Source organism: Peribacillus frigoritolerans, from assembly GCF_001636405.1.
Classification (GTDB): domain Bacteria; phylum Bacillota; class Bacilli; order Bacillales; family DSM-1321; genus Peribacillus; species Peribacillus frigoritolerans.
Genome location: NZ_KV440950.1, coordinates 1,124,937 through 1,151,764 on the forward strand (window position 1 = coordinate 1,124,937; position 26,828 = coordinate 1,151,764).

The 26,828-nt window shown below is 34.9% G+C and carries 31 protein-coding genes; 22 read left to right on the forward strand and 9 right to left on the reverse strand.

Annotation, left to right across the window (positions count from 1 at the left end; all coding sequences use genetic code 11):
• Positions 1 to 432: 432 nt before the first annotated feature.
• The 3 genes from A6755_RS05545 (at position 433) to A6755_RS05555 (ending at position 2,349) form a co-directional block, all read left to right on the forward strand.
• Complete coding sequence (locus A6755_RS05545; RefSeq protein WP_063590010.1) at positions 433 to 1,065, forward strand: VanZ family protein; 633 nt, start codon at positions 433 to 435, stop codon at positions 1,063 to 1,065.
• A gap of 586 nt (positions 1,066 to 1,651) precedes the next feature.
• Positions 1,652 to 2,143, forward strand: coding sequence for a helix-turn-helix domain-containing protein (locus A6755_RS05550; RefSeq protein WP_063590011.1), 492 nt, complete (start codon positions 1,652 to 1,654; stop codon positions 2,141 to 2,143).
• A complete protein-coding gene (locus tag A6755_RS05555) occupies positions 2,140 to 2,349 on the forward strand; it encodes a hypothetical protein (protein WP_063590012.1) in 210 nt (69 codons plus the stop codon). The genes A6755_RS05550 and A6755_RS05555 overlap by 4 nt, the downstream gene beginning before the upstream one ends.
• Before the next feature lie 98 nt (positions 2,350 to 2,447).
• Here A6755_RS05555 and blaI read toward each other — a convergent pair whose 3' ends face one another.
• Both blaI and A6755_RS05565 read right to left on the reverse strand, forming a co-directional pair.
• Positions 2,448 to 2,828: a penicillinase repressor BlaI gene (gene blaI, locus A6755_RS05560; protein ID WP_063590013.1), complete on the reverse strand. Its 381-nt coding sequence runs from the start codon at positions 2,826 to 2,828 to the stop codon at positions 2,448 to 2,450.
• A complete protein-coding gene (locus A6755_RS05565; RefSeq protein ID WP_063590014.1) occupies positions 2,809 to 4,620 on the reverse strand; it encodes a BlaR1 family beta-lactam sensor/signal transducer in 1,812 nt (603 codons plus the stop codon). The genes blaI and A6755_RS05565 overlap by 20 nt, the downstream gene beginning before the upstream one ends.
• Positions 4,621 to 4,850: 230 nt before the next feature.
• Between A6755_RS05565 and bla the strand changes: the two genes are divergently transcribed.
• From bla to A6755_RS05580, 3 genes are all read left to right on the forward strand, one after another.
• Positions 4,851 to 5,798 (forward strand): class A beta-lactamase, encoded by a 948-nt coding sequence (bla, locus tag A6755_RS05570; protein ID WP_174878696.1) that lies wholly within the window; start codon positions 4,851 to 4,853, stop codon positions 5,796 to 5,798.
• Positions 5,799 to 6,019: 221 nt separating this feature from the next.
• On the forward strand, positions 6,020 to 6,421 hold the full coding sequence (locus A6755_RS05575) for a DUF6157 family protein (RefSeq protein WP_063590016.1): 402 nt from the start codon (positions 6,020 to 6,022) through the stop codon (positions 6,419 to 6,421).
• A gap of 141 nt (positions 6,422 to 6,562) precedes the next feature.
• Complete coding sequence (locus A6755_RS05580) at positions 6,563 to 6,988, forward strand: hypothetical protein (protein WP_034304545.1); 426 nt, start codon at positions 6,563 to 6,565, stop codon at positions 6,986 to 6,988.
• A 138-nt stretch (positions 6,989 to 7,126) separates the two neighbouring features.
• Here the strand turns inward: A6755_RS05580 and A6755_RS05585 are convergent, their stop codons facing one another.
• Positions 7,127 to 7,861 (reverse strand): NADPH-dependent F420 reductase, encoded by a 735-nt coding sequence (locus A6755_RS05585; protein ID WP_063590017.1) that lies wholly within the window; start codon positions 7,859 to 7,861, stop codon positions 7,127 to 7,129.
• 244 nt (positions 7,862 to 8,105) lie between these two features.
• Between A6755_RS05585 and A6755_RS05590 the strand changes: the two genes are divergently transcribed.
• The 3 genes from A6755_RS05590 (at position 8,106) to A6755_RS05600 (ending at position 10,885) form a co-directional block, all read left to right on the forward strand.
• Positions 8,106 to 8,465 (forward strand): winged helix-turn-helix transcriptional regulator, encoded by a 360-nt coding sequence (locus A6755_RS05590; protein ID WP_034304541.1) that lies wholly within the window; start codon positions 8,106 to 8,108, stop codon positions 8,463 to 8,465.
• Between the two features lie 294 nt (positions 8,466 to 8,759).
• On the forward strand, positions 8,760 to 9,197 hold the full coding sequence (locus A6755_RS05595; RefSeq protein WP_063590018.1) for a VOC family protein: 438 nt from the start codon (positions 8,760 to 8,762) through the stop codon (positions 9,195 to 9,197).
• 554 nt (positions 9,198 to 9,751) lie between these two features.
• Positions 9,752 to 10,885: a zinc-dependent alcohol dehydrogenase gene (locus tag A6755_RS05600; protein ID WP_063590019.1), complete on the forward strand. Its 1,134-nt coding sequence runs from the start codon at positions 9,752 to 9,754 to the stop codon at positions 10,883 to 10,885.
• Positions 10,886 to 11,556: 671 nt separating this feature from the next.
• Here the strand turns inward: A6755_RS05600 and A6755_RS05605 are convergent.
• From A6755_RS05605 to A6755_RS05615, 3 genes are read right to left on the reverse strand one after another with little or no spacing between them, the layout of a single operon-like run.
• The gene (locus A6755_RS05605; RefSeq protein ID WP_063590020.1) at positions 11,557 to 12,684 is read right to left on the reverse strand and encodes a Ger(x)C family spore germination protein; all 1,128 of its coding nucleotides are present in this window, start codon (positions 12,682 to 12,684) and stop codon (positions 11,557 to 11,559) included.
• A complete protein-coding gene (locus A6755_RS05610; protein WP_063590021.1) occupies positions 12,681 to 13,784 on the reverse strand; it encodes a GerAB/ArcD/ProY family transporter in 1,104 nt (367 codons plus the stop codon). The genes A6755_RS05605 and A6755_RS05610 overlap by 4 nt, the downstream gene beginning before the upstream one ends.
• A complete protein-coding gene (locus A6755_RS05615; protein WP_063590022.1) occupies positions 13,765 to 15,306 on the reverse strand; it encodes a spore germination protein in 1,542 nt (513 codons plus the stop codon). The genes A6755_RS05610 and A6755_RS05615 overlap by 20 nt, the downstream gene beginning before the upstream one ends.
• Before the next feature lie 333 nt (positions 15,307 to 15,639).
• Here A6755_RS05615 and A6755_RS05620 point away from each other — a divergent pair, with 333 nt between their 5' ends.
• From A6755_RS05620 to A6755_RS05640, 6 genes are all read left to right on the forward strand, one after another.
• Positions 15,640 to 16,005: a cupin domain-containing protein gene (locus A6755_RS05620; protein ID WP_063590023.1), complete on the forward strand. Its 366-nt coding sequence runs from the start codon at positions 15,640 to 15,642 to the stop codon at positions 16,003 to 16,005.
• A gap of 155 nt (positions 16,006 to 16,160) precedes the next feature.
• On the forward strand, positions 16,161 to 16,346 hold the full coding sequence (locus A6755_RS26915; protein ID WP_063590024.1) for a hypothetical protein: 186 nt from the start codon (positions 16,161 to 16,163) through the stop codon (positions 16,344 to 16,346).
• Between the two features lie 166 nt (positions 16,347 to 16,512).
• On the forward strand, positions 16,513 to 16,680 hold the full coding sequence (locus tag A6755_RS26920) for a hypothetical protein (RefSeq protein WP_174878697.1): 168 nt from the start codon (positions 16,513 to 16,515) through the stop codon (positions 16,678 to 16,680).
• A 110-nt stretch (positions 16,681 to 16,790) separates the two neighbouring features.
• Positions 16,791 to 17,432, forward strand: a complete 642-nt coding sequence (locus A6755_RS05630; RefSeq protein ID WP_063590025.1) for an HAD hydrolase-like protein — start codon at positions 16,791 to 16,793, stop codon at positions 17,430 to 17,432.
• Between the two features lie 175 nt (positions 17,433 to 17,607).
• Positions 17,608 to 18,093: an HIT family protein gene (locus A6755_RS05635; RefSeq protein ID WP_063590026.1), complete on the forward strand. Its 486-nt coding sequence runs from the start codon at positions 17,608 to 17,610 to the stop codon at positions 18,091 to 18,093.
• 336 nt (positions 18,094 to 18,429) lie between these two features.
• The gene (locus tag A6755_RS05640) at positions 18,430 to 19,314 is read left to right on the forward strand and encodes an alpha/beta fold hydrolase (RefSeq protein ID WP_063590027.1); all 885 of its coding nucleotides are present in this window, start codon (positions 18,430 to 18,432) and stop codon (positions 19,312 to 19,314) included.
• A 320-nt stretch (positions 19,315 to 19,634) separates the two neighbouring features.
• On the opposite strand, the gene A6755_RS05645 is transcribed toward A6755_RS05640, so the two are convergent.
• Positions 19,635 to 19,838 carry an alpha/beta-type small acid-soluble spore protein gene (locus A6755_RS05645; protein WP_034304517.1) on the reverse strand — a complete coding sequence of 68 codons (204 nt, stop codon included), beginning with the start codon at positions 19,836 to 19,838 and terminating at the stop codon, positions 19,635 to 19,637.
• A gap of 100 nt (positions 19,839 to 19,938) precedes the next feature.
• On the opposite strand from A6755_RS05645, the gene A6755_RS05650 reads away from it, so the two are divergent.
• From A6755_RS05650 to A6755_RS05655, 3 genes are all read left to right on the forward strand, one after another.
• Entirely contained in the window at positions 19,939 to 20,439 is a 501-nt protein-coding gene (locus A6755_RS05650) for a hypothetical protein (RefSeq protein ID WP_084737467.1), read from the forward strand.
• A 197-nt stretch (positions 20,440 to 20,636) separates the two neighbouring features.
• Positions 20,637 to 20,813, forward strand: a complete 177-nt coding sequence (locus tag A6755_RS25870; RefSeq protein ID WP_082201085.1) for a DUF4083 family protein — start codon at positions 20,637 to 20,639, stop codon at positions 20,811 to 20,813.
• Positions 20,814 to 21,238: 425 nt separating this feature from the next.
• The gene (locus tag A6755_RS05655) at positions 21,239 to 22,012 is read left to right on the forward strand and encodes a hypothetical protein (RefSeq protein WP_063590028.1); all 774 of its coding nucleotides are present in this window, start codon (positions 21,239 to 21,241) and stop codon (positions 22,010 to 22,012) included.
• Positions 22,013 to 22,079: 67 nt separating this feature from the next.
• Here the strand turns inward: A6755_RS05655 and A6755_RS28220 are convergent, their stop codons facing one another.
• On the reverse strand, positions 22,080 to 22,172 hold the full coding sequence (locus tag A6755_RS28220) for a YjcZ family sporulation protein (protein ID WP_377307426.1): 93 nt from the start codon (positions 22,170 to 22,172) through the stop codon (positions 22,080 to 22,082).
• Positions 22,173 to 22,507: 335 nt separating this feature from the next.
• On the opposite strand from A6755_RS28220, the gene A6755_RS05660 reads away from it, so the two are divergent.
• The 4 genes from A6755_RS05660 (at position 22,508) to A6755_RS05675 (ending at position 25,536) form a co-directional block, all read left to right on the forward strand.
• Positions 22,508 to 23,203 carry a hypothetical protein gene (locus tag A6755_RS05660; protein WP_063590029.1) on the forward strand — a complete coding sequence of 232 codons (696 nt, stop codon included), beginning with the start codon at positions 22,508 to 22,510 and terminating at the stop codon, positions 23,201 to 23,203.
• Positions 23,204 to 23,445: 242 nt separating this feature from the next.
• On the forward strand, positions 23,446 to 23,928 hold the full coding sequence (locus tag A6755_RS05665) for a DinB family protein (RefSeq protein ID WP_034304508.1): 483 nt from the start codon (positions 23,446 to 23,448) through the stop codon (positions 23,926 to 23,928).
• A 292-nt stretch (positions 23,929 to 24,220) separates the two neighbouring features.
• Entirely contained in the window at positions 24,221 to 25,129 is a 909-nt protein-coding gene (locus A6755_RS05670) for a PhzF family isomerase (RefSeq protein WP_034304505.1), read from the forward strand.
• Between the two features lie 179 nt (positions 25,130 to 25,308).
• On the forward strand, positions 25,309 to 25,536 hold the full coding sequence (locus A6755_RS05675) for a DUF3953 domain-containing protein (RefSeq protein ID WP_063590030.1): 228 nt from the start codon (positions 25,309 to 25,311) through the stop codon (positions 25,534 to 25,536).
• A gap of 282 nt (positions 25,537 to 25,818) precedes the next feature.
• On the opposite strand, the gene A6755_RS05680 is transcribed toward A6755_RS05675, so the two are convergent.
• On the reverse strand, positions 25,819 to 26,814 hold the full coding sequence (locus tag A6755_RS05680) for a hypothetical protein (RefSeq protein WP_063590031.1): 996 nt from the start codon (positions 26,812 to 26,814) through the stop codon (positions 25,819 to 25,821).
• Positions 26,815 to 26,828: the final 14 nt, after the last annotated feature.

Here is a 26,828-nt window from a genome sequence, read left to right on the forward strand (position 1 = left end):
GTGATTACAAAGCATATACAAGACGGAATCATTAGACAACATTCAATACCGAATCTATACGGAAAAGTCAAAACAGTATTCATTTACCGAAAAGGTAAGTAGTAACTGCGTCTTTAATTAAATTCATCAATATAAAATGTGATGAGGAGGAATTGTTAGATAATAAAAGGTTAATTTAAATGGAGTGATATTTTCTTCAATTTACAAAGATTGTGAAGGAATGTACTTAAACTAACGGGTGCTTTAGCTCAATAACAGGGGTTGCTGAGGCAGCCTTTTTCTTATGGAACTAACGGGGCAGGATGTTCATAAAGAAACGCAATAATATCTTGGTTTTATTGGTGATAATGAACGAGCAGAATTAAATTCTAACCAAGGTAATATTATATGGTAAAATAAGGTTTGTTTGAGCTGAAAGGAGGGGTTAATGGAGTGTATTTAATTAATGGTAGTTTGCTTATTGGAATTGGAGTTATATGTTATTTGGCTGGTAGAGGTATTTTAATAGGGTTTAAATTTAAAAAACAAAAACAAGTATATTGGTTAAGGGAAGTTATTAATTTTCTTTTTGTTTTATACATACTTATGGTTGTTTCCGTTACACTGTTTCCATTAGCTTTATGGATTGATTTTAATATGCAAAATATTAAGTTTGGCTTAAATCTCACTCCATTTGTTGGAATTATAAACGGTATTAAACAAATAGGTATTGCATATGATGGTGATACCGTGTTTATGATTAGACTAATTATTAGAAATGTGGGTGGGAATATATTATTATTGATGCCTTTGGGTGTATTATCACCGATAATATGGAATAAATTTAAGGATTTTAAAAATATTGTACTATTAGGATTTGTTATATCAATTAGTATAGAATCTATACAATTTATTGAACTAATAGCAGGTGGTAGGGGAAGAACAGTTGATATTGATGACGTAATTTGTAATGTATTAGGTGTTATTCTTGGATACTTCATTTATAAATTTACGTTTAAAATAGCCGATAAATTTCAGATTGAAATAGTACAAAATTTAAACTCTGGGAATTCAAAGAGTGTTTAATAACGATAAAGGAACTCAATTATAAAATTTATTGAACAAACAAGTGCGTTAGCTGAAGTTCGGAGCTGCCTTAATTAAGGGCAGCTCAATTTCTTATGCAACTAAAGGGGCAGTTTAGTTTAAGACTTTTAGAATCAAACTATCAGATGAAACCTTTTTAGGGAAAATTTCGTATACAGATTTAGGAAAATGTTTTTAGAAACAGGAGGAACAGGTTATGTTTATAGGGGATATTATATTTCAAGTTATTGTTTACGGAGGTATAGCATTAATTTTAGGTGTTTTAGGTTATTTATTTTTAAAGAGGACCAAGAAAAGCTAATTAAATTTCTAATTCAAGTAACGGGTGCGTTAGCTGAAGATCGGAGCTGTCTTTAAGGCAGCTTTTTCTTATGGAACTATAGGTGCAGTTTAGTTCAACAAGTCTTAATTAAGAAACATTTCCATTTCAACTTATTTAGAGCAAGGTTATTTCTTGCTTTTTTATTTGTGTTTTAAAGTTGCCTTTTAATCAAAAAGGGTATTTTTTTATTGAAAAATAATACTTTTAGTGTAAAATTACACTAAAAAGGAGTATTTAGTATATATGGAAAAAGAAGAGTTCATCAATTTAATATCAGAAAAAATGAAACTTGTCCGAACAGAACAAGGTTTTTCTCAAGATAAGATGTCTGAAATTCTAGGGATTTCAAAAAAAACACTAGTTCAAATTGAAAAAAGAAGAACAGAAGCCAATTGGACCACCGTTGTTGCATTTTGTGCTTTGTTTAATCATAGCGAATTGTTGATATCATCAATAGGTGACGATCCAGTAGATTTTGTTCAGTTAATCGCTAGCAAAAATGGTGGTACGCCTAAAGAAAAAACAATGGGTGGTAAGATATGGTGGAAAGAAATCGAGTATAGAGAGGATTTTCGTTTGCAACAAAACTTGATTAGTAACCATTACCGTATATTGGATCAATATGATTATCGTTGGCATAGTTCTTTTAATAAAGAAGAGAGTTTAAGTCGTTTAAATGAATTACAGGAGGCGGGAACTATCGAGATAGATAAAGGTACAGGGATGGATATATGAAGAATAAGATTTTAATAACAATATTGATAATCAGTATAGGGTTTAATTTGTTTTTATTTGGCAAATGGTTTATTTTGGAACAAGCGTATGAACCGTCCGAAAGTGAACAGGTTATTTTAAGTGAAATGGTGCAGGCACGACCTATTCTCGATATAAAGACGAAGATCCCCGAGTTCCATTTGAAAAATAGAGAAAAGTCAAAATAACTGAAATAAAAGAAAGCCCCCTTCCTTACATAACAAGGATTGTAGGCTTTCTTTATTCTTATAGATGTTTAATTTCCATATCGACCTTTTTAATAGGATTACTTTTTAGGTTTTTTATTTAAAATAGTGCGCAGTTCATTGATATCATCATCAGATAGGGTATCTTCGTGAATGAATTGGACAAGCATGGATTTCATGGCCCCTCCATAGATACGTTTGATAAATGATTCGGTCTCGGCACGCTGGCACTCTTCCTGTGAATAAAGCGGGTAAAAGGTGTAAACTCTTTGATCTTTATTGACACCTACTACATCTTTTTGAACCAATCGATCGAGAAGGGTCCGTATGGTTTTCGGTTTCCAATCGGTACTTTCCTGTAAGGAAAGTATGATGTCATTCGCTGTTTGAGGGGCTTTATCCCAAAGTACGTTCATGATTTCCCATTCTGATTCTGATATACTAGGAATGTTTTTCTCCATATTTCTCCCCTTCATTTTCATTATAGATTCCTAAATCTTTTAAAATTGATAAAGTGATTTCTCCCGCTTTGCTTCCGGATGAATCATCTTCATTTTGTATATTGGTAGCAAAGAAATAAGTGTTGTTCTTCGTCTCTACATACCCGATAAACCAACCATTGATGTTTTTTCCATTCACTGCTCCTGTGCCTGTTTTTCCTGATAGGCGAGCTTCTTCATTCTTTTCTAAGAGCAGTGCGTCCTTCACGGCTTGGATATGCCTTTCCTTATATTCAAATTGATTGTTATAAAAGGCTTGCAGCAGTTGGACTTGTTCGACAGGAGAAATTTTTAATGAGGATTCGTTCCAGAATTCACTAAATTCCCCAGATACATCGGAATTCCCATAGTTTATCTCTTGTAGATTGGATTGAATTGTTTCAAATCCTGTTCGACGATCTAATTCTTGGAAATACCAGTTTACAGATTTTTGTAAAGCAGATGAAACATCCTGATCCATATTCCAAGCTTCATAGGGTTGCTCCGTCCCATCCCATGAAAGTTTGGATTCTTCGGGTGATATCACATTTGATTCTAGAGCAAATAAGGCACTATAGATTTTGTATGTGGAATCAGGTGATATCCGCAAAGTGCTTTTTTCTTCATTATAAATGCGATATTGCTGTGCGTTATGATCATATAAAACAAAGCTTCCATCATACCCTTTAAAGAATTGCTGTAAATCCTCATAAACCACTCCGTCATTTTTAAAATAGTATCGGTCGTTTTCCGTCGCAAATGCGGAAACGAAAGGTAATTGGATTGTCAAAATGATACTGGCCAACACATAAATGAAGACGCTTTTTCTAAATGATTTTTTTGCGGAATGCTTATAGGCGGAAATTTGTTCAATTCGTTTTTTGATTTGAAGCTTCGAACCGTTTAATTGTGTCACCAACTGCAGATTACTTGACCGTTTTGAAAGATCCAAAAAATTAATGATAGTATTTCCATATTCACTAATGGAATGATCATCCAGTAACTGTAAAACAGATGTATCACATGCGATTTCCCGATCCAATCTCATTTCTCTAAAAGCAAGCCAAACAAGGGGATTAAACCAATAAATGATTTGATAGAACAATATCACGTAATTTGTCAGCAAATCCTTGTTTTTATAGTGATTCAGTTCATGAAGAAAGATATACTCGTAATTTTTCAAGCTAAGCCAGTTTTCATGCTGAGAAGGTAAGACGATATATGTTTGAAAAAGCCCGAATATCATTGGAGATTGGACTCTATTCGAAATAACAATCTCTATTGGTTTTCTTATCTGCAGTCTTTTCTTGCATTCTTCGAAAAGCACGAGGACTTCTTGATTGGAAAACGGAGAAGAATAATTCTTAATCCTTCTGATAGTGAGCCATCCACGAACCATAGTAAAGGTAAATAAAAGCATCCCTGACAACCATAAACCCATCACTCCCCTATTAAGTAAGGACAGGTCCGGCCGATTGACCGATACAGAAAAGTCTTGTAGGAGGTGTAGGCCCTGCATCATATCAGTCCCGGTTTTTTTCATATTAGAGCTGGGTGCATTAATTTGATTTATGTCCCCGCTGCTAAAGAGAGAACTAAAATTATATAAATCAGTTGGTATGAAAGGAAGTGCTAAAGCCATAAAAAGAAACATCCACAAATGATAGTGCCATTTTGCTGTTAATTGTCTTCCAAACCACTTTCGTATAAGGAGGATAACAGTAACGGAAAATGAAGACACCAATAGACCTATTGTAAAGTAGGTTAAAAACATGTCCTTCAATACCACCTCTCTTGACTTTTAAATTTAAAAAACAGGTATATAGCAAACTTATAGTGGCTTGATGGTAAAAAAATAAAGAATTGACTTTCTTTGATTACATATGTAATACTATACTACAGATGTAATCAGACTACAAACGTAATCTGTTAAAGCTCCTTGCATGAGGTTGTTTTTTCAATTCGTACATAAGAGTCTAATCAAATAATTAGGAGGTTTACATGATGAACAAAAGATGGTTTTATCAAATACTGGCACCAATAGGCTTGGTGCTTATGGTTACAGGCTGCTCAGATGAGGAAAAACAGGTTGTACAACAGTCGGAAACAGAACAAACCGGGGGAACTAACCAAACATCGGAAAATAATACGGCAAAAGAAGCCACAATCAAGAAATTTGAACAACTTGAGAAGGAATATGATGCAAAGCTTGGAGTCTATGCCATTGATACAGGAACGAAAGAAACCGTGGAATTTCATGAGAACGAACGATTTGCATTTACATCTACTCATAAGGCACTGGCTGTAGGGGCACTTTTACACCAGAAATCAATAGAAGACCTTAATCAAAGAATTACCTATACCAGTGAGGATCTTGTTAATTATAATCCGATTACCGAAAAGCATGTTGATACGGGGATGACTCTTAAGGAGCTTGCTGATGCTTCGCTTCGATACAGTGACAATACTGCTGGAAACCTTATCCTTGAACAACTGGGGGGACCGGCTGGATTTAAAAAAGTACTGGAGGGAATTGGAGATAATGTTACCAATCCCGAGCGAATTGAGCCAGATTTAAATGTAGTTAATCCTGGTGAAACGCATGATACGAGTACACCAATAGCACTTGCTACTAGTCTTCAGGCTTTTACATTGGGAGATGCACTTCCAACTGAGAAACGTGAACTTTTAATAGATTGGATGAAGAGAAATACTACTGGAGATGCGTTAATTCGTGCTGGAGTGCCGAAAGGTTGGGTAGTGGCTGATAAGACTGGAGCGGGATCATATGGTACGCGAAATGACATTGCGATCATTTGGCCATCAAAAGGAGATCCTATTGTTCTTGCTGTACTTTCAAGTCGTGATGAAAAAGAGGCTGATTATAACGATGAGCTTATTGCTGAGGCAACAGAAGAAGTAATTAAGGCCCTTAAAGTCAAAGATAAATAGAATATGATTGTACAAAAAAGGTTACGTTAAGTAGCCTTTTTTAGTGGATTAATTCCTATAATGATTGCCCTTCTTCAACTCCCTTTAATGAACGAAAGCCTTTCATCATCTGTATTGCTATGAAGACATAGCGAAGCGACGCTTTTTTATAGAGCTAAAGGGGCAGGATGGCGGAGGGAAATGATGGTATGATATGGTATGTAGACTAAGGAGGTTGTTATATGAGTTATAAAAACACACTTATTACCATTTCAGAGGATTCAAAGGTTTCTTCAGCAAAGGTCCCTGTCATCAAAAACGAAAAACCCACCATTGCTTATATCGAGCATGATTTAATTAACAATAACCCCTATAAATTTACACAAGAAGACGTCCAATTCAAAACATATTTAATCAAAAATCAAATGGAAGCGGAAAATGCAGCTGAACTTCGAGAACAGTTCTTTTCAAAATCCAAGGCTTGTTTCAGGGCTTCTCCTTTAGTGAAAAATTATGGTTGGGGAATTCATTATAATAATCAAGGGAAAATTGCGATATATGATGTTAACAGTGAAATGTATAACCATTTGCTTAAGCAAGATGACATTACAAAACTTAAGGGCATGCGCTCCAAAAGAAAATAAATGCAGGATCGTTCAAAACGTAGTGACTGGAACTGTAAAACGATGAAGATGAAGCAACCAAAAGATGTTGAAGCTAAGAAGGTATAGTCATTTTTAATCATTTTAATAATCAGTTTATTCTGATATTATAAAAGGGATAAAATGGGAGGAGGAAATAACATAAAAAACTTATTTTCAATCTTAAGTATATTTGTGTTAGTTCTGGTAGGTGGAATGGTATTAGGTAATTCTTCTGCACAAGCAAGTGTTCCTCAGTATTCTTTTCAAACAGAAGATGGAAAATGGGATGGTGAAATTGGAAATCCTAACAGAGGTAGTGACTTACAGGTAGAACTGGTTTCCCCAATCTATTTAAAGACTTCTTCTGGAAGTAAGTTGTTGACTAACTATAGTAACATATGGTCCCGTCTCTGCAATGCCAGTACTGGAAAGTGTACAGGCTATCATAGCTTAGCTGGTGGAAAGACCTTATTCACAGATATGAGAATTGGCAAATTTTATGTAGATGTTAAAGATGGATACTCTTCTGGAAGAGTATCTGGAAAACTGCAAATTGTTTTCAAATAACATGTAATACTAGCTATCCACTTTTAATGGGTAGCTTTTTATCATGAAAAAAATCGAGATCGGACTGAAGGGCTTTTGTGGATTGTTTGGTGGCAATAAACAAAAAGGTACACTTTAAACTGAGTGCACCTTTTTGTTTTATGAATTATATATTTCTCTGTTCATATTCACGATATCTTTATTTGCGAGGGAGGTGAAGTTAGAAGCTGATAACTTCTCTATAACCTTATCCCGCAGGAATGGGGCTTTTTCTTTATTTGCTTTTTCCAATGCTTTTGTTAGTTCTTCTTTTGTTAGTTCTGTGCAGTATGCAGGAGTTCCCGGCTGTTGTCTCCACGAATCACTTAAAGAACCACTATCCACTGTGTCGAAGCCTAGCTGGTTTACTACGTCCATGATTATTTGTTTTTGTGATACGTCATTACCAGCAATCGCCATGGCAATGCGTCCACTAGTACCTTCGGGGGTTCCCTCATTTTCTAAAGTATGGGCTAACAAGTTGTTGAAAGCTTTGATGATAGGTTTACCTAATTGATTGGAAACCCAATCACTTTCAACCATCCCGTTCTCAATTTCTGCAATTTTTTGGTCTCTGCTAGGGTAATAATTTGAAGTATCTACGACGATTACTTCCTCCCCAACTTGCTCGATAATGTTCCGAATGCTTGGCAGTGCTGTTAAAGGGAGAGATATTATAAGAACTTCAATATTGGTCATTACATCTTCTATAAGGACAGGTGTTCCAGCAAGCTCTTTTCCTTCTAAATGTTCAATTCCTCGTGCATCTGCAACTTTTACATCATGTCCATTCTTAACTAATTTTTTTGAAATGATCGACCCGATTGTTCCAGCACCTATAATTCCAAATTTCATCATTTCTCCTCCTAAAGAATTTGTATATCAAAGAGTTGTTCCGCTTAAAGTTAACAATGATATTTTTATCTGAATCAATATCACCACTTTATCAATCCGTAAACATATCTCATTAGATATTAAAAATATTGAGTGTTTATATTACATATACTAGAATATAACCAATTCTCATTTTTATGAAGAAGGCAATAAAAATTGCCATAGTACATTTTTTTGTACCTAACAGTAGAAAGCAGGTGAATGGGTGTCTAGGATATGTAAGGATGGATTTGACAAAAAGTGTATAAAGGAACAGAGAGAAGTATATGGCATTGCCTATACCCAAAACATACTATCTGGACGTTGGAAATATCTCATTCTTTGGTTTATAAAGTCCAAAGAGCGCCGTTATAGTGAAATCAAAGCTTTTTTAGGGGATATTTCACAAGGTTCCCTTACAAAGCAACTTCGAGAACTAGAAACAGCTGGTTTAATTAATCGCAAAATTTATCCAGAGGTTCCTCCTCGTGTTGAGTATTCATTATCCTCAAAAGGGGAAGAACTCATTCCTATTATTGATTTAATGGAAGAATTCGGGAAGAAGTTTGGGGAGCAGGTAGACTAACCAAAGCTAACACATCCATCGTTTATCCCAGAATTCAAAAACTAAATGGTAGATAAAGTAAAAGTTGCGGGAAGGAAAACGTTCTAACGCAGCTTTTTCTTTTACGATAAAAATTTAACTAAAAGTAATCAGGAGCTGATCAGAAGCTCTTTTTCTTATGGCACTAACGGGGCAGGATATTGAAGAGTGCTCTTTGCCTTTCTTCAACAAGAAGGATATTTTCTGTTTTTCGAGAATTAGAAGGTAAGAATACAGGGATATTGCAAAATAACAGGAATAAAGGAGGTATGAAATATGAAGATCCACAGAATAGATCATGTAGGTGTAATCGTAAATGATCTCTCTGCTGCTAAAGAGTTTTTTCTCGATTTTGGACTTGAAGTGCAAGGGGAATGGGAAATGGAAGGAGATTTGATGGATCGGATGAGTGGGCTTAATGACGTTAAAGTAGCATGTGTCGGATTGGGGAAGCCAGACGGTCAGGCATGGATAGAGCTAATTAAATTTTATACGCCGTCAGATGAAAAGGATAGTCAGCAACCTTTTGCAAATACCCTGGGTATCCGGCATATTGCATTTGCTGTTGAAGATATTGAAGCTCTTGTTGCCAAATTGAAAAAGAAAGGTACGGAAATCTTTAGTGAGATACAACAATATGAAGATAGTTATAAGTTATGCTACTGTCGTGGACCAGAGGGAATTATTTTAGAGTTGGCGGAGCAAATCAAATAAATTAAGGGTAATTAATGGTTGTGTTGGGCTTATAAAATCATGCATAAATGGTAAAAAACGAATTGATGCCAAACTCCCTATCTGGATATATTATTTTGATTACTGGATAAAAAAGCCACCCTCAAAAAGATGAAGATGACATTGAAACAGCCAAAAAACAAAGAGAAAAAGCGATGCAAGACTTGGCAGATCACCCGGAATTGTTTCAATTTGCAACTGAAATTGAATGAATAAATAAGGACTTCTTTATTGCAAAGGGGTTCTTTTTCTTGTTCATTTCTCTTGTTGAACTATGGGGGCAGGTCAGTTTAGTTCAGTAAGGGTTATGGAATGGTCTGTTACTAGCAAATTATTTCCCCGAATCAATTCACGCTATATACACTTACAATAACTAATTCGAAAGCTAGCACCATTACTTCGTAGTCAAAACGGTTCGGCTCCTTTAACTTACATAAAACAATTACGCTAAGAGTGAATAAGTATATTATTGGCTTTATTTGTTGACCATAGTTAAGAGTGTTAACAGTATTAGAATTTAGGAGGGCCCTGCATTTATGAAGGCTGTAACTTATCAAGGACCAAATCATGTACAGGTTAACCAAGTAGAGGATGCAAAATTAGAAAAAAAAGACGATATTATAGTTAAGATTACTTCTACTGCTATTTGTGGATCTGATTTACATTTATATCAAGGTAACATGCCATTACCCCCAGGATATATTATTGGCCACGAACCAATGGGTATTGTAGAAGAAGTTGGACCTGAAGTGACAAAAGTAAAAAAGGGAGACCGTGTTGTCGTTCCCTTTAATGTTTCATGCGGACATTGCTTTTATTGCCAACATGAAATGGAAAGCCAATGCGATAACTCAAACCCTCATTATGATTCTGGCGGATACTTTGGTTATACTGAGAAGTTCGGTAACCATCCAGGTGGTCAGGCTGAATATTTAAAAGTCCCTTTTGGAAACTTCACTCCCTTCGTTATCCCCGAGTCATGCGAATTGGAGGATGAGTCTCTGCTCTTTTTATCGGATGTTCTGCCAACAGCTTATTGGAGTGTGAAAAATGCAGGTGTAAAATCAGGCGATACAGTTATTGTTCTTGGATGCGGACCTGTTGGGTTGATGGTACAAAAATTTGCCTGGATGGAAGGTGCAAAGCGGGTAATAGCAGTTGATTACTTGGATTACCGAATCAATCATGCGAAAAAGATGAACAATGTTGAGGTATTTGAGTTCACAAAATACCCTGATATGGGGGAACATTTAAAAGAGATCACACATGGTGGGGCAGATGTCGTCATCGATTGTGTTGGTATGGATGGAAAGAAATCACCCCTAGAGTTTCTGGAACAAAAATTCAAACTGCAGGGCGGAACCCTTGGACCTATTCAAATTTCTACTAAAGCTGTCCGAAAGTATGGGACAGTGCAAATGACTGGAGTTTACGGAGGTAACTATAATCTATTTCCATTAGGTGCATTTTGGGTCAGAAATATTAATCTTAGAATGGGACAGGCTCCAGTCATTCATTTTATGCCAGAATTGTTTAAAAAAATAACAGATAACGAATTTGACCCAAGAGATATTATCACACACAAAATGTCCCTTGAAGAAGCAAGTCATGGTTATAGAATTTTTAATAATCGTGAGGATGAATGTATAAAAGTCGTTTTAAAACCGTAATACTCTTCTCTTTCCAAAAGGCTGTTTTTACATAGTTTGTTGCTATTTACCAGGTAGTGAGGTGTGGTTGATTTCCCCTCCAGATGCTCGCTTTCCGCGGGGCGGGAGGGTGAGCCTCCTCGGCGTAAACGCCTGTGGGGTCTCACCTGTCCCGCTGCTCCCGCAGGAGTCTCGCACTTCCGCTCCAATCAACCTTAAATTGTTTCGTTTTAAAAACATCAATCTTTACGAAAAGAGCCTTCCAAAAAGACTTCATACTGTGTATGGAAGTTTTTTTTTGTAAAAATTTTTATGGATAGGCGAAAAGTGGAAGTAAGTCCCATCTATGACATTGGCAGGAGTCATTCATCATTAAGTATATCAATCTTTACCTAGGTGCAAATAAGGTAGGTTGCTGCTGCAACTCTTTTTCTTAAGGCAATAACGGGGGCAGTTTAGTTGAACAATCGACATTAGCCTGGTTCAACATTCGGGCCATTTAATGGAGTAAGAGGTTGGATATTACTTCACTTTTTTATGTAGCTAACATTGTTCTAAAGTAGCCGAAAACGTTGATTTACCAGCGATGTATAAAATCCTACATAAAAAGGTTCCTTTTACTCCTTGACTCCAAACCTATATCACGACTTAATTAGTTATATGCAGTTAATTATTCTTTCTTTATTGTTGATTTATTTAACAATACCATGTTGGATAATCTCCACATCTACCTTTGATTTGAACTTAACATCTTTAAAATAGTTTGTCTTATCTTGTTCTTTCCAGGTATCATGATGAAAAGCGATCAGTCTTCTTCCAATACCAAATGCATCACAGTTGGCTTCTTGTAGTTTTTTAATTACTTCTTCAGCATTATTAGTAAAGGTATTTGATAATTTATTGTTTAGTTGATCAACTTTATTAGGTACATTCCCTATAGGATATTCTTCTACTATTACTTTTAAATGTAAGTTTAAATTTACAAAAACTTCTCCTCTGTCATTCACAGAAACATTTAACTTCCGTTTAATATGATCGACATTCAGAGAAATAAAATTATTCATGTTTAATTCTTTATTTCCATTTACATATTTTGTGAAACGCGCATATTTACTTTTCTTATTATTTAGTAAAAGAAAAAGAGTGGATTCTTCTTGGGATAGAGTTCCTGATAATTTCCTTTCATCAAATAATGCTACACCTGCCACATCTATAGTAGTACCATTACGACCCATCTTTAATAAGGGAAGGACAATATCTTCACCTGGATCAAGTAACTCTGAAGCCACAGTCTGGATGCTTTCTTCAGGAATGATTGTATTTGTTTCGGTACTTCGGATTAGATATAAGATGTTTTGACTAATGTTTGATTCTACTCTAGGTTGAATACTGAGTGTATCAAATGCTTTTCCTTTTACAACTGCTAATTTAGCACTTAAGGAACTTCGGGGATCGCGCCAAATTACATCTAAAGAAGGATAAATGTCACCTTTTGCAAATTGTTCACCGAATAATACAAGTTTATTTTTCGAAGAATCTAAATTACCGGGTATCTCTGTATTTAATTTCATGCGTCCTTCTCTTGGAGTATTTGCCACTGTAGATAAATTTTCACTATTAATAGCTTCAGTTTCTTGTCCTGAATCCGTTGGGTTTCTATATATATTTGGTATTGCAAATCCTAATGAAAATTCCCCTTCATCAGTCTGATCAAAAGTTATAGTTTGTATTAAAGTGGCATCTTTCATTAAATTTTGATCCCAGCATCCTGTTATTAACAATAAACATATACTAATCATAAATAACCTTTTGATTTTCATACATTATAATCTCCATGTTTTTTATTAGGAAGGAAAAATGAAAGCAAAAATAAACATAATGGTATGACCACAATAAAGCTAAAATGTGCAGGTTCCATAAGCTTATTAAATTTTTCAAGGTCAGTTTCATGGTCGGGAAGAAGAGCAATAATAAAAATAATCCCGGCAGTGTATGGAAGGAATGCAGCATGATTGGCACGTTCAAAAAGGTATTTAAGGCCCTGTGAAGAAAGAAAAAGCCAGGTAGCAATAGATGTAGCAACAGATATGATCCAGATAGATAAGAAAAATAAATCGATTCGTTCGATGATTTGAAAGGAATAGGCTTTGATCATATACAATAAAGGCTGTGGAGTAAGATATAGATCTTCCCTAGTTTCGAAAAAGACCAGACTAGCAAACACCAGATATGTATAAAATAGAGTTACGAAAAGATGGGCAGATGAAATCGCAATTAGTTTACGGGTATTAGATGCTTTTACAAAAGGGTAGAGAAAAAGCATAAACTCAAACCCTAACATCGAAAATGTTGCTTCTTTAGAACCCTTTATCATATTTGATATGCCGGATTGACCAATTGGCAATAGATATAGAAAATTAGCATCTTTTAGCGAATATGTTATTAGACCAAATAGAATAATTAACATGGGAGTAACGAGTACATAAAAACGAGCCATGCTTCGTAAATTATCTTTTACAAGATATACGCAAACCCCTAACATTAATAAAATTAATATCCAGTTTGGCGTCCTTTGTAAAATCCATATATCGATGATTTGACTAAAACGGGATAAAACTAAACTGCCTGTAACAACAAAGTACAGGATGTAACATAAATTGATGGCCTTTCCTAGCCTTTTCCCTAGTACATGAGGGATGATTTCATAAATTGTTAAAGATGGAAATCTTCTGCAAAGCCCCCATAAGACCAAAATAATGGTTTGTACGATTAGGCCTGCAATTAAAGTAGATATCCACCCATCATTCTTAGAAATTAACGAGACATCATGAGGTAATGATAAAATTCCAACTCCGATTTGAGATTGAATGATCATAAAAAAAAGCTGTGTTTTTGAAATACTACTTTCTTTTGTTATCATTGGATTTCCATCCCCTTGAAAGTTTTTGTTGTTTAATGTGTTTAGGATGTGAATCTAAAGGTCGTGTATTCAATTTCCAAATTGGAAGACGCAAAAAAGTATCCTTGATGTCTTGTATTCTAAGTGGAGCAAGTGGAGCAAAGTAGGGTGTGCCAAATGACTCTAACTTGCATAAATGAGCTAAAAGCACAATAAAACCAAAGACTATTCCAACGAATCCAAACGAGGCAGCCAGAAACATAAACGGAAAACGTAACAATCGAACAGCGTCGCTCATTCCGTGTGATGGAACACAAAAAGAAGAAATAGCAGTTAAGGCAACAACGACAATCATTGTAGTCGAGATAAGCCCTGCTTGAACGATGGCGTCCCCAATAACAAGGCCTCCAACTATCCCAATTGTTTGGCCAATTCTTGAGGGAAGACGTATTCCAGCTTCGCGAATCAACTCAATGGTTAATTCCATAAGTAATGCTTCGATTAATGGAGGAAAAGGAATCTTATTAATTGAACTTCCGACAGGGTTTACAAGTTCGTCAGGCAGCACTTCAAAGTGAAATGCAATAACAGCAATATAAAAAGCTGGCAATAGAATCGAGATCAAAAAACTTGCATGTCGAATTGAACGGATAAACGTACCAATCATCCATCGAGAATTATAATCGTCAGGTGATTGATAAAAAGCAAAAAATGTAACCGGCAAAAGTAAAGCAGTTGGGTTTCCATCCATGAAGACAGCAACTCTGCCTTCATTTAAATGTCCAATTACACGATCTACTCTTTCTGTATTTAATAATTGAGGAAAAGGTGATATTGTAGAATCTTCTATTAATTCCTCCAAGAATCCAATATTTAAAACGTTATCCATCGAAATGGAATTTAATCTGCGTTCAAATTCATAGATTACTTCTTCATTTGCAAGATTATTTAAATACACAAGTGCTATTTTTGATTTAACTTGTATTCCAACTCGGAAATATTTCATGCGCAGATTAGGACTTTTCATTGTTTTTCTAAGTAAATGAAGGTTCGTCAAAAGGTTTTCAATAAATCCATCATGAGAACCCTGAACAATCTTTTCGTTTTCTGGTTCTGTAACAGTACGGTCCTTAGACATAGAGACATCAACCATAAAAAGCTTTTCATAACCATCTAAACTCAAAACACAAGAGCCTTTTAAAAGTGCATCCTCGACCTGATTGAAAACTGTTGAAGCCTGAAAATTAGTATTAAGCATATTTTGAATTGTTTCTGAATTCGATAGTAAACAAGGTTTCAAAGCGTCTCTTTGTATTTTTTCCTTATCTACCATAGTTTCGAGATAGATAAGTGCACCTCGTACTGTTTCCGTTTTGAATTCCTTTACAACTAAATCTTCTGTGTTAGAAAAGATTTGTTTTATTGTGGAGATATTTTCATTAACTTTAGAGAAAACTTCTTTAGAGGGTTGAGGTATTTGCTTTGAAGGAAGATAGTCATTATTTACCTTGTTATATTTTAATAAATGTTTGATGAACTTCATTAAAGTTAAGCTCCTATATTTATTTATAGGATATTTTCTCCAATAATTATTAATGTATGTATCAAAAAATGATATTGAATGGATTTTGATGCGATTCCTTGTCTAAACGGATGGCTAACAGGTGCGTTAGCTGAAGATCGGAGCTGTCTTTAAGGCAGCTCTTTTCTTATGGCACTAACGGGGCAGGTTGATTCAAGAGTGTTGTTTGGTCTTTGTTCAACAATTGGACCATTTTGTGGAAAATCAGCAGAAACTTTTGAGGTCTTAATCAAAATAGTAATTAATCTATGGGAGTTGTAAAATAAAGGTAAGAATAGTTCTGGGGGGATTTATATCAATTATAATGCTATTAATCTTAGCGAGAAACTGTCCAAATTCAGTGAACACTGGTCGCCTAAAGTCATTGGTGAAATAAATGACTATCAGTTTAAATTAGTTAAGATTCTGGGGGATTTTGTATGGCACGATCATAAAGACACCGATGAGGCATTCATCGTGATAGACGGCGAGATGTCCATCGCATTCCGCGATGGAGAGGTTAAACTTTCCAAAGGAGAAATGTATGTGATACCAAAAGGTGTGGAGCATAAGCCTTATGCAGAAAAGGAATGCCATATAATGCTGGTAGAGCCTAAAGGTGTAATCAACACTGGTGAAACTAATTTTAAACTAACTGCTGAAAATAATATATGGATTTAAACCAATGATTTTCCAGTTACTATCTTTGGATTAAGATATAAAAGGAAGTTACATATTTTCCGCGACGGGAGCGATTCTTTAATAAGAATCGCTTTTCTTAATGAACAAATAGAAATAAACATGAGAGTTTAATTGGGAGCTGGTTTACTTATCCCATGCTGTTGCTGGCACCTGTGCTTGGTCCTGCTGCTATGATACGCGATCAGAAGGCAGGTGCTGCTAACGTTTGGGTATATGAGCAGATCTTCGTAATGGTCTCACTAGTTGGAGTCGGCATCTGCCTGCCTTTCGCCTTAGCTGGATACGTTCATATTGAAAAGGGAAGATTAGTGAATTCATAACGGGTGCTTTATTTCAATTACAAGGGTTGCTGCGGCAGCCTTTTTTCTTATGGCACTAACGGGGCACGATAGTTTAAGAACGAATGGGTTTTTAATGGTAAAATTAACCTGATTATAGTGATTAAGTGTTTACCTGCAGTATAGAAAATAAAATAGGAGTTGTTTTATGTTTGACATTGCCTTGATTTTGATTATAGCTTCTGCTGGGGGAGTTATTGCTATTACTGGATTCCTCGTTATATTAGGTCGAAGAATTTTAGAACCTAAGAAAGAACTTCAACAAAAGGTCGATAAACTGGAAAAAGAGGTTCAAATATTGAAAAACCACAAATAAAAACTAGCTTTAATGAAATAACAGGTGACGTTAGCTGAAGATCAGAACTGTCGTTAAGGAAGCATTTTTAAAAATGTTTTAATGAGAGATAATGAGAGGGGGAATTTTCAATGAGTAAAGCAATCATTTTTGATATGGATGGAACCTTATTTCAAACGAATTTAATTTTAGAACCTGCCCTAGAAGCAACATTTGAAGTACTACGAAAAGAAAATTTATGGGATAAAAAAACACCGATTGAACAATATAGGGGAATTATGGGTGTACCACTACCGGTTGTATGGGAAACACTTTGCCCAAACCACTCACTAGAAATACGAGTAAAGAGCAATGAGATTTTTCATAAAAAGCTTATAGAACTAATCCAAGCACAAAAAGGTGCATTATATGCTGGTGTGGAGAGCACATTAAATGAGTTAAGTAAAAAGTATCCCTTATTTATTGCCAGCAATGGACAGATAGAATATTTACAAGCAATTGTAGAAACTTATAATTTGGATAGGTTTATTCAAGATACATATAGTATCCAACTTATTAGATCTGGGAATAAATCAGATTTAGTGCAAATGGTGAAAAATAAAAATCAAATTGGAAAAGGTTACGTTGTCGGAGACCGGTCTTCAGATATATCTGCTGCTAAGGATAATGAACTTATTGCAGTTGGTGTGAACTTTGACTTTGCCCAAGAAGATGAATTAAAACAAGCAGATTTTGTAGTGAATAACTTCAAAGAAATCTTAGAGTTAGTTTGAATTCTAAAAGGCCGCCAATTGGCGGCCTTTTGAAATACGATTCTTAGTATTATCATACTTTCATATTCAAGTGAAAAACTACCTTTAATGAACTAACCGGGGCAGGATAGCTCAACAAGGGTTTGTTTATTTTTATCTTTTTAAGAGAGATAATATTTTGTTTTTGGAGGGAATTATGAGGGAAGTTACTTTGTCTAATGGAAAAACAGTTGAAGTCGAATGTTTAAGTTGTGCTTTAACAAGTGGGAAAATAGAACCGGATGGTGGTGTAATAGTCGAAACTGAATATTTTCATGCTCACCAAGACGTTGCATATCCCATTAAAGGTTTAGTAATTTTAGCATCTAAGCGCCATATTAAGTGCTTTGACGAGTTAAATGACTTAGAAAAGGTTGATTACATAAACTTATTATCTAAGATTAGAAAAGCTCAAAGGGAAGTATTAGGGATAGAACATGTTTATTACTTTTATAATGAAGATACTACCCACCATTTTCATACTTGGATGGTTCCTCGATATGAATGGATGTACGATTTTGGACGTTCTGTGGAATCCGTTAGACCAGTTTTGCTCCATGCAAGAAACAAATTGAATAATGATGAAAATGTAAAAATTGTAATTGATGGAATTAAGGCTTTAAAAAAAGAACTATACACTTAATCCTTCCTTGGCCCACTAACAGTTGCTTTACATCGATAAGAGAGTTGCTTTGGCAGCTCTTTTTCTTATGGCACTAACGGGGCAGGATTGAATAACGTTCAATTTATCAAAAGAAGGTTGTTATCTGATATTCACACATTTTCTAGAAATAGGTACTGTGGTTATATCGTTTATTACTTCAATTTAAGCATTTTTTATAACGTTACGTCATAGTCTAAAGTAAGAATAGAAGGAGGTTTGTATGTTTACGAAAAAGGTGGATCATTTTAGTTATTGTTTCTTTGGCTATATTCATACTATTGTACATAATCAGGTCTTTTCAAAGATGATGGTTCAATGAGTGGTTTCGTTACAAATGAAGGTAAGCAAGAATACATAAATTCTTATCATGAGGCAATGAGCTATTTACCACAACCTGTTGAGTCAAAAATGCTCAATACCGATTTTGGTAAAGTGAAGCTATACAAATTTCAAGAAGAGGAAACACCAGACAAAACACCGTTATTGTTACTTCCTGGAAAGGGGTCTGCTACACCAATGTGGGAAGCAAATCTCAATGACTTCTTAAAACACCGTCCGGTTTACACAATTGATTTGATAGGTGAGCCAGGGTTAAGTATACAAACAAAACGTATCAAAACTAATATGGATCAAGCTATTTGGTTAAAACAAGTGCTAGAACAATTGCCAGAAGAGGAAATCAACTTATTAGGATTGTCATTTGGTGGATGGAGTGCGGCAAATTTAGCAATTAAGCACCCAGAAAAAATTCAAACACTCATATTAGTAGAACCAGTTTATGTTTTTGGTCCTATTCCACTAAAAATGATTCTAGTTTCGATTCCAGCTTCCGTACCAGCAGTGCCAAAATCAATAAGGGAAAGAATGCTTAGTTATATCTCTGGTGGTGCTAAAATTGATGAAAGTGAGCCGGCTGCCAAATTGATTGAAACAGGAATGCGAACATTCAAAAGTAAATTGCCAATGCCAGAAAAGGTTAAAACTGAACATTTGAAGAAACTTAAGATGCCAGTGCTCGGAATTTTGGCTGGTCAATCGACTATGCATCATTCCGAAAAGTCGTTTCAAATCGGTTTAGAAAATTTAAGAAATCCATACAGTAATATGGTGTTATTTGAAGACGCCTCTCATGCTATCAATGGGGAGTACCCTGAAAAGTTGTTACAAACGATTGAAGACTTTCTAAAACATATTGAATAAGGGGTATGACCACGGCTACTCATGATAATATAGTCATCGACACAAATGTGAATGGGTGATTATCGTGAGAACTTTGGTAGTTCATTAAGGAATACTAAAAATAATTGTATCTGAATCACAAGAAAAGAATCCATTTCTTCAATTTTTTTCACAAAATGCATTCTTGTTTTTACACTAATATGTGGTTTCAAGAGGGGATTTTGGTCAATCTTGATTTAAAAACTACACATAGACATTAATAATTTTATAAATGGACTTACTTGGAGAATTATAAATAGGGATAGTCCAATCACTATCCCTAACAATACATATGATTTCGATTAACGAGTTCTTCCGCCTAATTGTTGTTCAGCCATTTGCACTAAACGTTTTGTAATTTCTCCACCAACAGATCCGTTTGCACGAGATGTTGTATCAGCGCCAAGTGTAACACCGAATTCACTAGCGATTTCGTATTTCATTTGTTCTAGAGCTTGCTCTGCACCATTAACTACTAATTGATTACTGTTGTTATTTCTAGCCATGTTGTCAGCTCCTATGAATATAATGTGTTGCTGGTCATAGGTTTTGATATTATTAAGAGTTATATACATAGATTTCAAAATAAATTAAGGCAATGATTAATTGAAATTAATACCATCTGTGGATCTAGAAGGGAGAGCAGAGGAAAACATTGAAGTCACCGGGTCGCAAGGAAGGTTTTCAGAAGCGATTATGAAAACAAATGATTTGCAATATCTTCGCTCAGGGTTAAGAGTCAAATGTGAAAAGGATGTAAATCCATCAGTAAGATGGACGTGCTTAAGCTTTACGGTTTGGTTGCGTACATATATGGAATTTCTTATAAGAGTTGTTGCATATCTAAAAACGGATTATCAACTTAAAACGAGAGATAAAAGAGAACTGGAAAGTGCTACTTTCTTTGCACCTTATGATAAAAATATTGAACCATACATAAGAATTGCAACAGGTGATTATGAAGAATTAGTTTCAGAAAGAGGAAAAAATGATGCTTTATGGGCAATTTTAAGCAGCATGGCTCATGAGATAATCCATTATCAACAATGGCTAGAAGATAAGGAAATGGATGAGAAAGAAGCAGAAAGGGAAGCGAAGAATTATTAGATAGTTACTATCGATTTTTGTGATTTGATTTTCTTGTTGAACAAACAGATGCGTTAGCTGAAGATCGGAGCTGTCTATAAGGCAGCTTTTTCTTATGCAACTATCGGGGCAGGTTAGTTCATTTAGCGAAGTGTTAAAGAACTATGCAGTAAAAATATGGTACACTAACACCAGTACTTGTAAAGGTAGGAATTAATATGAATATTGGTGATGTGTTATTTCAACTAGTTTTCCTTATTTTTATATTTGGAATATTTTCTGGTGTGTTTTTTCTTGTTCGTTCTCTCGTTACTAAACAACCAAGCAAGTCAGAAAATATCGAACAAAAGCTTGATAGAATTATTAATTTACTTGAAAAGGATAAGGAAAATTAATCTTTTTCTCTTTTGGCATTAATCCTTACTGCACTATTTATTTCAACACTACAATAAATCTTAAAGAACTAACGGGTGCGTTAGCGCCATAAGAAGGCCGCCAAATGGCGGCCTTTTGAACGTATGATTCTTATTCAAATCATACATTCGGATTCAAGTAAAAAGCACCAAACAAATACTTTTAATTAACTATCAGGGCAGGCTTGAATTGAAGGTCAAGCTGCCGAACCAGACGGCTTTGAAGTAACGAAGCAGATTAAGTAAAAAATAAGGAAAAAAAGACACAGCTAGTGCTAGTGTCTTTTTTTGAGACGTTATTACACCTTCGTCTATACTTCATACGGTTGTTAAACATAATATATTGCGGACAACCTGTATTTACTTTTTTGTATCAAATTTTGAAAAAGACGGGAGAACGAACATTAATGGACAAAGAAAAAGGAAGTAAAGAAACGAAAACAAAACAAAAGGGGATAGAAGTTTTGGGAGATAAAAAAGAAGTACAAACTCAAATGTTGGAACTACAGAGAGAGACAACAGAAACGCTGAATAAAGTCTTAAATGAAATAACGCTATTAAATAGTAATCTGGAAAAAATGGGGACTGCAATTTCTTCGATGCAACAAAATGTACCTACTACAAATTCTTCAAACATACTTGCTAATCTTGATGCTGACACAATGTTAACCCTCTTACCGATTGTACGTAGCCTTTTTAAAGATACAGAAACGGAACCTGCTATGTATCCGATGTCTCAAGTTCCACAACCTAATTCTTTAAGCTTCCTTAATAATTTGGATATTGATAAATTATTAGAAATCTTACCGGTTGTACGTAGCTTTTTTAAAGGTACAGAAAATTTGGATAAAATCTTACCGGTTGCACTTAGCTTTTTGAAAGGTACAGAAACGGGACCTGCTATGTATTCGATGTCTCAAGTTCCACAACCTAATCCTTTAAGCTTCCTTAATAATTTGGATATTGATAAAGTATTAGAAATCTTACCGGTTGTACGTAGCTGTTTTAAAGGTACAGAAACGGGACCTGCTATGTATTCGATGTCTCAAGTTCCACAACCTAATTCTTTAAGCTTCCTTAATAATTTGGATATTGATAAAGTATTAGAAATCTTACCGGTTGTACGTAGCCTTTATAAAGTTGTAGGAGAAAGTGAAGGCAAGATTGAAAATAAAGAATAGCAATGTAAAAGGGCAAAAAGTTGACTCCCAAAAAGAGTCAGCTTTTTGCCCTTCGTTTACTTATTAATTAAAATCCTACTAAGATAATCACTAGTAGGATGAAAAGCACAAGGATCAAACCAATGTTTACACCATTTTCACCATTGCCACCATTGCCCATATCTATCCCTCCTTTAAAAATTGTGTAGGACTGGAAAAGCCAGGTTCAACTCTTGTAGGTTCTAACCTTTTTAAATTAAAAAATTAGGAAAAGTATGAACAATAGTGGTTAAAAAATAATTGCCCATACTACTCCCCCTTGTCCTCTTTAACAAGATATGTCTGTAAAATTATCTTGTATAGGACAAGCTATTAGGGGATATGTGGATTTTTCAAGAATGCACATTTTACAAAAAGTAAGGGAGTATGCTATTTATCAAAAAAGAGTAGAAATGGAGCGTAAATCGTATCTGCGAAGACATCTCTTGATAACACAGTAAAAAGGAACAAGCCTTTTTGGAACACTTAGATGATAGAGACGAAGCTTTTTGGGATAGCTTGAGCTTCTTGAATGAATTAAATAATATCGGAAGATTCGATAATGAGGATGTAGCATTTTATCAAGCTAGATTCCTGATAACTGGAAGGCTAATCAATCATATAGCATCCGCATATCACCTTTTAAAAATGGGGTTAGAAGATGAATGTTTGATTATGTATAGACAATCACTTGAAAATTCATGGCTATTAAAGTATTTCATCCAAAAACCTAATCATGCTCGGGAATGGATGGATATAGAAAACCCAAAGAACATTAGACCTAAGCAAAGACGAAAAATATTAGAAAATGAAGAAGCTGCGGAACGTATTTACAGTAAATTATCATCAGTTGTTCACTCCAATCACAAATCATTTTGGGGAGTTTGTGTCGGCGGCATGTTCAACCGCGTCATAACTGATGAACTTTTCGGTCATCTGATTGCAACAGTAAATGAATTTATACAATATTTCACCGAAATCATGAATTTATTTCATACAACCATAGAAGAAACAGAACACGCAGAATTGTATAAAGAAATTTCTCTAAAATTAGGAATATGTATATATATAACTAGCTATTTCAAAGACCCTAATAGAACAATATCCATGCTAAAAAAGAACGGAGAAGATGATGTTATCCGATATTTAAAGTCTAATTATAAAAGAGTTTAAAAGCATTTAAAAATAATGGAAGAGCGATAGCTACCGAGGAGGTTGCCTTTTTCCTTTTCAATAAGGTCGAAACTAGCTTTATTATAGAATGAACGGGGCAGGGTAGTTGAACAAGTAAAAGGTTTTTGTGGTGGTTATCTCGAAACTAAATGAGTAGGAAAATCATTTTAACATCAGGGGGGGATGGCTGTTGTACTTAATTTAGGGATCCATATTCTAATTAGAATTGAGGAGTGAATAGAATGACCAACGTAAAAGATATTATTTCTGACCAGTTCTTAGCGAATGCTAATGACCCTAGTTGGTACAAACCATTTTCAGAATCAGTTGAAAATTTGACGGAAGAACAGGCTTTATGGAAGCCAAGCAAAGATAGTAACAGTATAGCTGAAATTGTACAACATCTGATTTATTGGAATCAAACTTGGCAAACCAGGTACGAAAAATCCAACGTAGACGCTGTATCTTCTATCGGAGATAATAATCGGAGCTTTTTAAGTCCTGAATATATGTGCTTTAACGATTTGAAAAAAATCTTATTAGAAGTCCTTTTAAAGTGGGAAGGGTTATTAACTAATGAAAAAATAGAAAGTGATGTTATAGGTTTTCCTGAAAAAGTTAAGTGGTGGCAAATTCTTGGAAATGCAACTACCCATAATGCATATCATATCGGTCAAATTATTTATATAAGGAAACTGCAAAACAGTTGGAAGGCGAATGCATAAGAAGTTGACTTAGCTGCTAATTGGAACTTTTCGCTAGAATGGATTGCTCGGCAATCCTTTTTTCTTCTTCAACTAAAGGGGCAGCATTCCTGTAATGAACGAATCGGTTTATTTATGCAAAGCCAACTAAGTTTGTGAATAAGTACACTTAAACTAACGGGTGCGTTAGTTCTTTAAAGAGCTGTGACAATCACTCTTTTTCTTGTGGAGCTAATGGGGTAATTTAATATAATAAGAATTATAGAAAGTATAAAGGACCGGAAATTCACTATATTAAAGGGTGAGAAATGACATGCCAAGAAAGTACCGATTATATCAAATTGATTCATTTACGAAAGAAAAATTATCGGGTAATCCTGCTGGTGTAATTACAAATGCAGATGGTTTATCTTCGGGTGAGATGCAGAGGATAGCAAGAGAGCTAAACAATTCGGAAACGGCATTTATCTTTAAATCAGCCAATAGTGAATCTGATGTACATATTCGTTTTTTTACGCCTACACATGAGGTTCCCATTTGTGGACATGCGACGATTGCGGCCCACTATGCTCGTGCAGTTGAAAATAGTTTAAATACAGTTAAAGTTTATCATAAAACCGGTGCCGGCATTTTACCAGTCGATGTGATTAATGAAGATAATGATTACAAAATTATAATGACGCAGGGGAGTATTAGTTTTGAAACGGTGATTGATGGTGTAGCTTTGGAAAACATATTAACGGCTCTCAATATTAGTGAAAAAGATTTATTAGAAGATTGTCCAGTACAAATCGTTTCTACCGGGCATTCCAAGGTGATGATTGGAATAAGGAGTTCGGAACTTCTTCACAAATTAAACCCTAATATGGATCTACTTACAAAAGTCAGTGGATTAATTAATTGCAATGGTTTCTATGTTTTTACGATGAATGCTCCCGACTCGGAAATTTTAATTCATGGAAGAATGTTTGCTCCTGCAATTGGTATTAACGAAGACCCTGTTACGGGTAATGCGAACGGTCCTTTAGGCGCATACTTAATACACCATGGACTTGTCAAACATGATAATTCTTTATTCAGTTTTAAAGCAGTGCAGGGCGAAGCTATAAAACGGTCGGGTATCATTGATGTCCAAGTGAAAATTTGTAATCAGGAACCAGAGGAAGTAAGGATTGCGGGAAATGCTGTAATCGTATTTAAGTCCGAGTTATTACTTGAATAGCCATTCAACGTGCGTTAGCTAAGATCGAAGCTGTCTCAAGGCAGCCTTTTTCTTATGGCACTAACGGGGCAGGTTAGTTGACGAAGGAATTTCCATTTTCCACACAAATGAAAAGGTGTTAAATGGTATGATTAAACAAAAATTTGTATCGAACTTGATTTTTAGGGGGAAATATATTCTTGAAAATAGTTAGAATTATCTTAGCAATAATTGTTCTTGCTTTATCAGCCTATCAGCTAATAACTGAAACCTTTGTAATGCTGTATTTAATGTTGATCGTGGGGGCACTTATGTTGGTAACAGGATTAGTCGAACTTCAAAAAGATAGAAAAGGAGGATTTTTGGGGTGCGTTGTTGTCTCATTCTTTCTTTTCTTTGTTTCAATACAGGGTTTCTTAATGAACTAACGGGTGCGTTAGCTGAAGATCGGAGCTGTTATTAAGGCAGCTTTTTCTTAATGATATAGCTAAAATGACTGGCGTTCCACGTTCCACTATTTACGCTAAAGTGAAAGAGATGACTAGCAAATAGCTAATCGTGTTTTTTAAACTTTAAAATTATTTAAAGGGTGATTTTAAGCGTCTACTAACTGTACAAATTGGAGTAATACAGTAATCTTACATGTAAGAGAATGGTTAACATAAGCATTGAAAAAAAGGATCTTCAAATCGAAGACCCTTTCTCGGTGCCTATTTAGTTAATGGTATTTTAATATCATCACCAACTTCAAGAATACTATCTTTGCGATCCTTAACCGGAGCAAAAATCAAAATATATTCGTCCTCTGCGCCCTCTACTTCACCCTTACTAAAAACTGGATCAACTTTTTCACCAGCAGATTTCAAGAATACACCAGATTTTTTATCATCAACGATATAACCGTATTCTTTATCAACTTTCCTTGCATTAAGAAATTTATCTTCTAATTTGCTCATTACTCTGTATTGCATTCCACTTTCATCTTTTAGGAGTTTTGTGTCAGATCCAGTAACAACTACTCTTGTTTCAAATGCTGAAAACTCTATCTGCTTAATCTTGTATGTTTCGTTTTCAAACGTGAATTCTTTATTTATTTCTACGGCTTCTCTTTTTGAGACAGCAGATTGATCGAGTTTAAAATCGAGTGGCCATGTCGTTTGTACACTGTCCCTCCCACTGTCATTCCAAATTGTCAAATTTTCGATTTCTAAACGAATGTCTTGGCCATCATATTTTTTGATTGATTCAAAGGATAAGGCTTCAGCCATCTTGTTTTCTTTACTATCGTAATAATTACTTCCCCATCCCACATTGTCTAACTTCTTTCGTTCATCTCCAACAATCAAGTAGATTGAACTTACACCCTCAAAAAGGTCGATATAATGTTTTTTTAAATTTGTTTTTTCACTTTGATAGGTCAGTAACAGTTTTGTTTCCTTTTCATCCGTCAACACCCTGTTAAAATGCACTGTTATGTCATGTTTTTTATCATAAAATGTTTGATCAAGAACTTGGCCATGTCCTAGTTTAATTGCCGCCTTAACACCTGTATCATCAATATGTTTGCTCAAAAATATTTTATCGTCGTTCTTAACTGTTTCAGCTTGTGAATTAACACTCTCAGTAGTAGAATTTTGTGTTTTGGAGCCACAAGCTGATAGTATCAATAACATTAATAAAAAAGTAATTAATATTTTTTTAGACATCTAATTTTCTCCTT

Coding starts and splice junctions, on each gene's coding strand:
- A6755_RS05630 (WP_063590025.1), top strand. CDS start 16,791: ATGAGTAAAGCAATCATTTTTGATATGGATGGAACCTTATTTCAAACG.
- A6755_RS05680 (WP_063590031.1), bottom strand. CDS start 26,814: ATGTCTAAAAAAATATTAATTACTTTTTTATTAATGTTATTGATACTA.
- A6755_RS05615 (WP_063590022.1), bottom strand. CDS start 15,306: ATGAAGTTCATCAAACATTTATTAAAATATAACAAGGTAAATAATGAC.
- A6755_RS26915 (WP_063590024.1), top strand. CDS start 16,161: ATGCTGTTGCTGGCACCTGTGCTTGGTCCTGCTGCTATGATACGCGAT.
- A6755_RS25870 (WP_082201085.1), top strand. CDS start 20,637: ATGAATATTGGTGATGTGTTATTTCAACTAGTTTTCCTTATTTTTATA.
- A6755_RS05645 (WP_034304517.1), bottom strand. CDS start 19,838: ATGGCTAGAAATAACAACAGTAATCAATTAGTAGTTAATGGTGCAGAG.
- A6755_RS05575 (WP_063590016.1), top strand. CDS start 6,020: ATGAGTTATAAAAACACACTTATTACCATTTCAGAGGATTCAAAGGTT.
- A6755_RS05655 (WP_063590028.1), top strand. CDS start 21,239: ATGGACAAAGAAAAAGGAAGTAAAGAAACGAAAACAAAACAAAAGGGG.
- blaI (WP_063590013.1), bottom strand. CDS start 2,828: ATGGAGAAAAACATTCCTAGTATATCAGAATCAGAATGGGAAATCATG.
- A6755_RS05555 (WP_063590012.1), top strand. CDS start 2,140: ATGAAGAATAAGATTTTAATAACAATATTGATAATCAGTATAGGGTTT.
- A6755_RS28220 (WP_377307426.1), bottom strand. CDS start 22,172: ATGGGCAATGGTGGCAATGGTGAAAATGGTGTAAACATTGGTTTGATC.
- A6755_RS05600 (WP_063590019.1), top strand. CDS start 9,752: ATGAAGGCTGTAACTTATCAAGGACCAAATCATGTACAGGTTAACCAA.
- A6755_RS05550 (WP_063590011.1), top strand. CDS start 1,652: ATGGAAAAAGAAGAGTTCATCAATTTAATATCAGAAAAAATGAAACTT.
- A6755_RS05665 (WP_034304508.1), top strand. CDS start 23,446: ATGACCAACGTAAAAGATATTATTTCTGACCAGTTCTTAGCGAATGCT.
- A6755_RS05640 (WP_063590027.1), top strand. CDS start 18,430: ATGAGTGGTTTCGTTACAAATGAAGGTAAGCAAGAATACATAAATTCT.
- A6755_RS26920 (WP_174878697.1), top strand. CDS start 16,513: ATGTTTGACATTGCCTTGATTTTGATTATAGCTTCTGCTGGGGGAGTT.
- A6755_RS05635 (WP_063590026.1), top strand. CDS start 17,608: ATGAGGGAAGTTACTTTGTCTAATGGAAAAACAGTTGAAGTCGAATGT.
- A6755_RS05670 (WP_034304505.1), top strand. CDS start 24,221: ATGCCAAGAAAGTACCGATTATATCAAATTGATTCATTTACGAAAGAA.
- A6755_RS05565 (WP_063590014.1), bottom strand. CDS start 4,620: ATGTTTTTAACCTACTTTACAATAGGTCTATTGGTGTCTTCATTTTCC.
- bla (WP_174878696.1), top strand. CDS start 4,851: ATGAACAAAAGATGGTTTTATCAAATACTGGCACCAATAGGCTTGGTG.
- A6755_RS05610 (WP_063590021.1), bottom strand. CDS start 13,784: ATGATAACAAAAGAAAGTAGTATTTCAAAAACACAGCTTTTTTTTATG.
- A6755_RS05595 (WP_063590018.1), top strand. CDS start 8,760: ATGAAGATCCACAGAATAGATCATGTAGGTGTAATCGTAAATGATCTC.
- A6755_RS05585 (WP_063590017.1), bottom strand. CDS start 7,861: ATGAAATTTGGAATTATAGGTGCTGGAACAATCGGGTCGATCATTTCA.
- A6755_RS05605 (WP_063590020.1), bottom strand. CDS start 12,684: ATGAAAATCAAAAGGTTATTTATGATTAGTATATGTTTATTGTTAATA.
- A6755_RS05580 (WP_034304545.1), top strand. CDS start 6,563: ATGGGAGGAGGAAATAACATAAAAAACTTATTTTCAATCTTAAGTATA.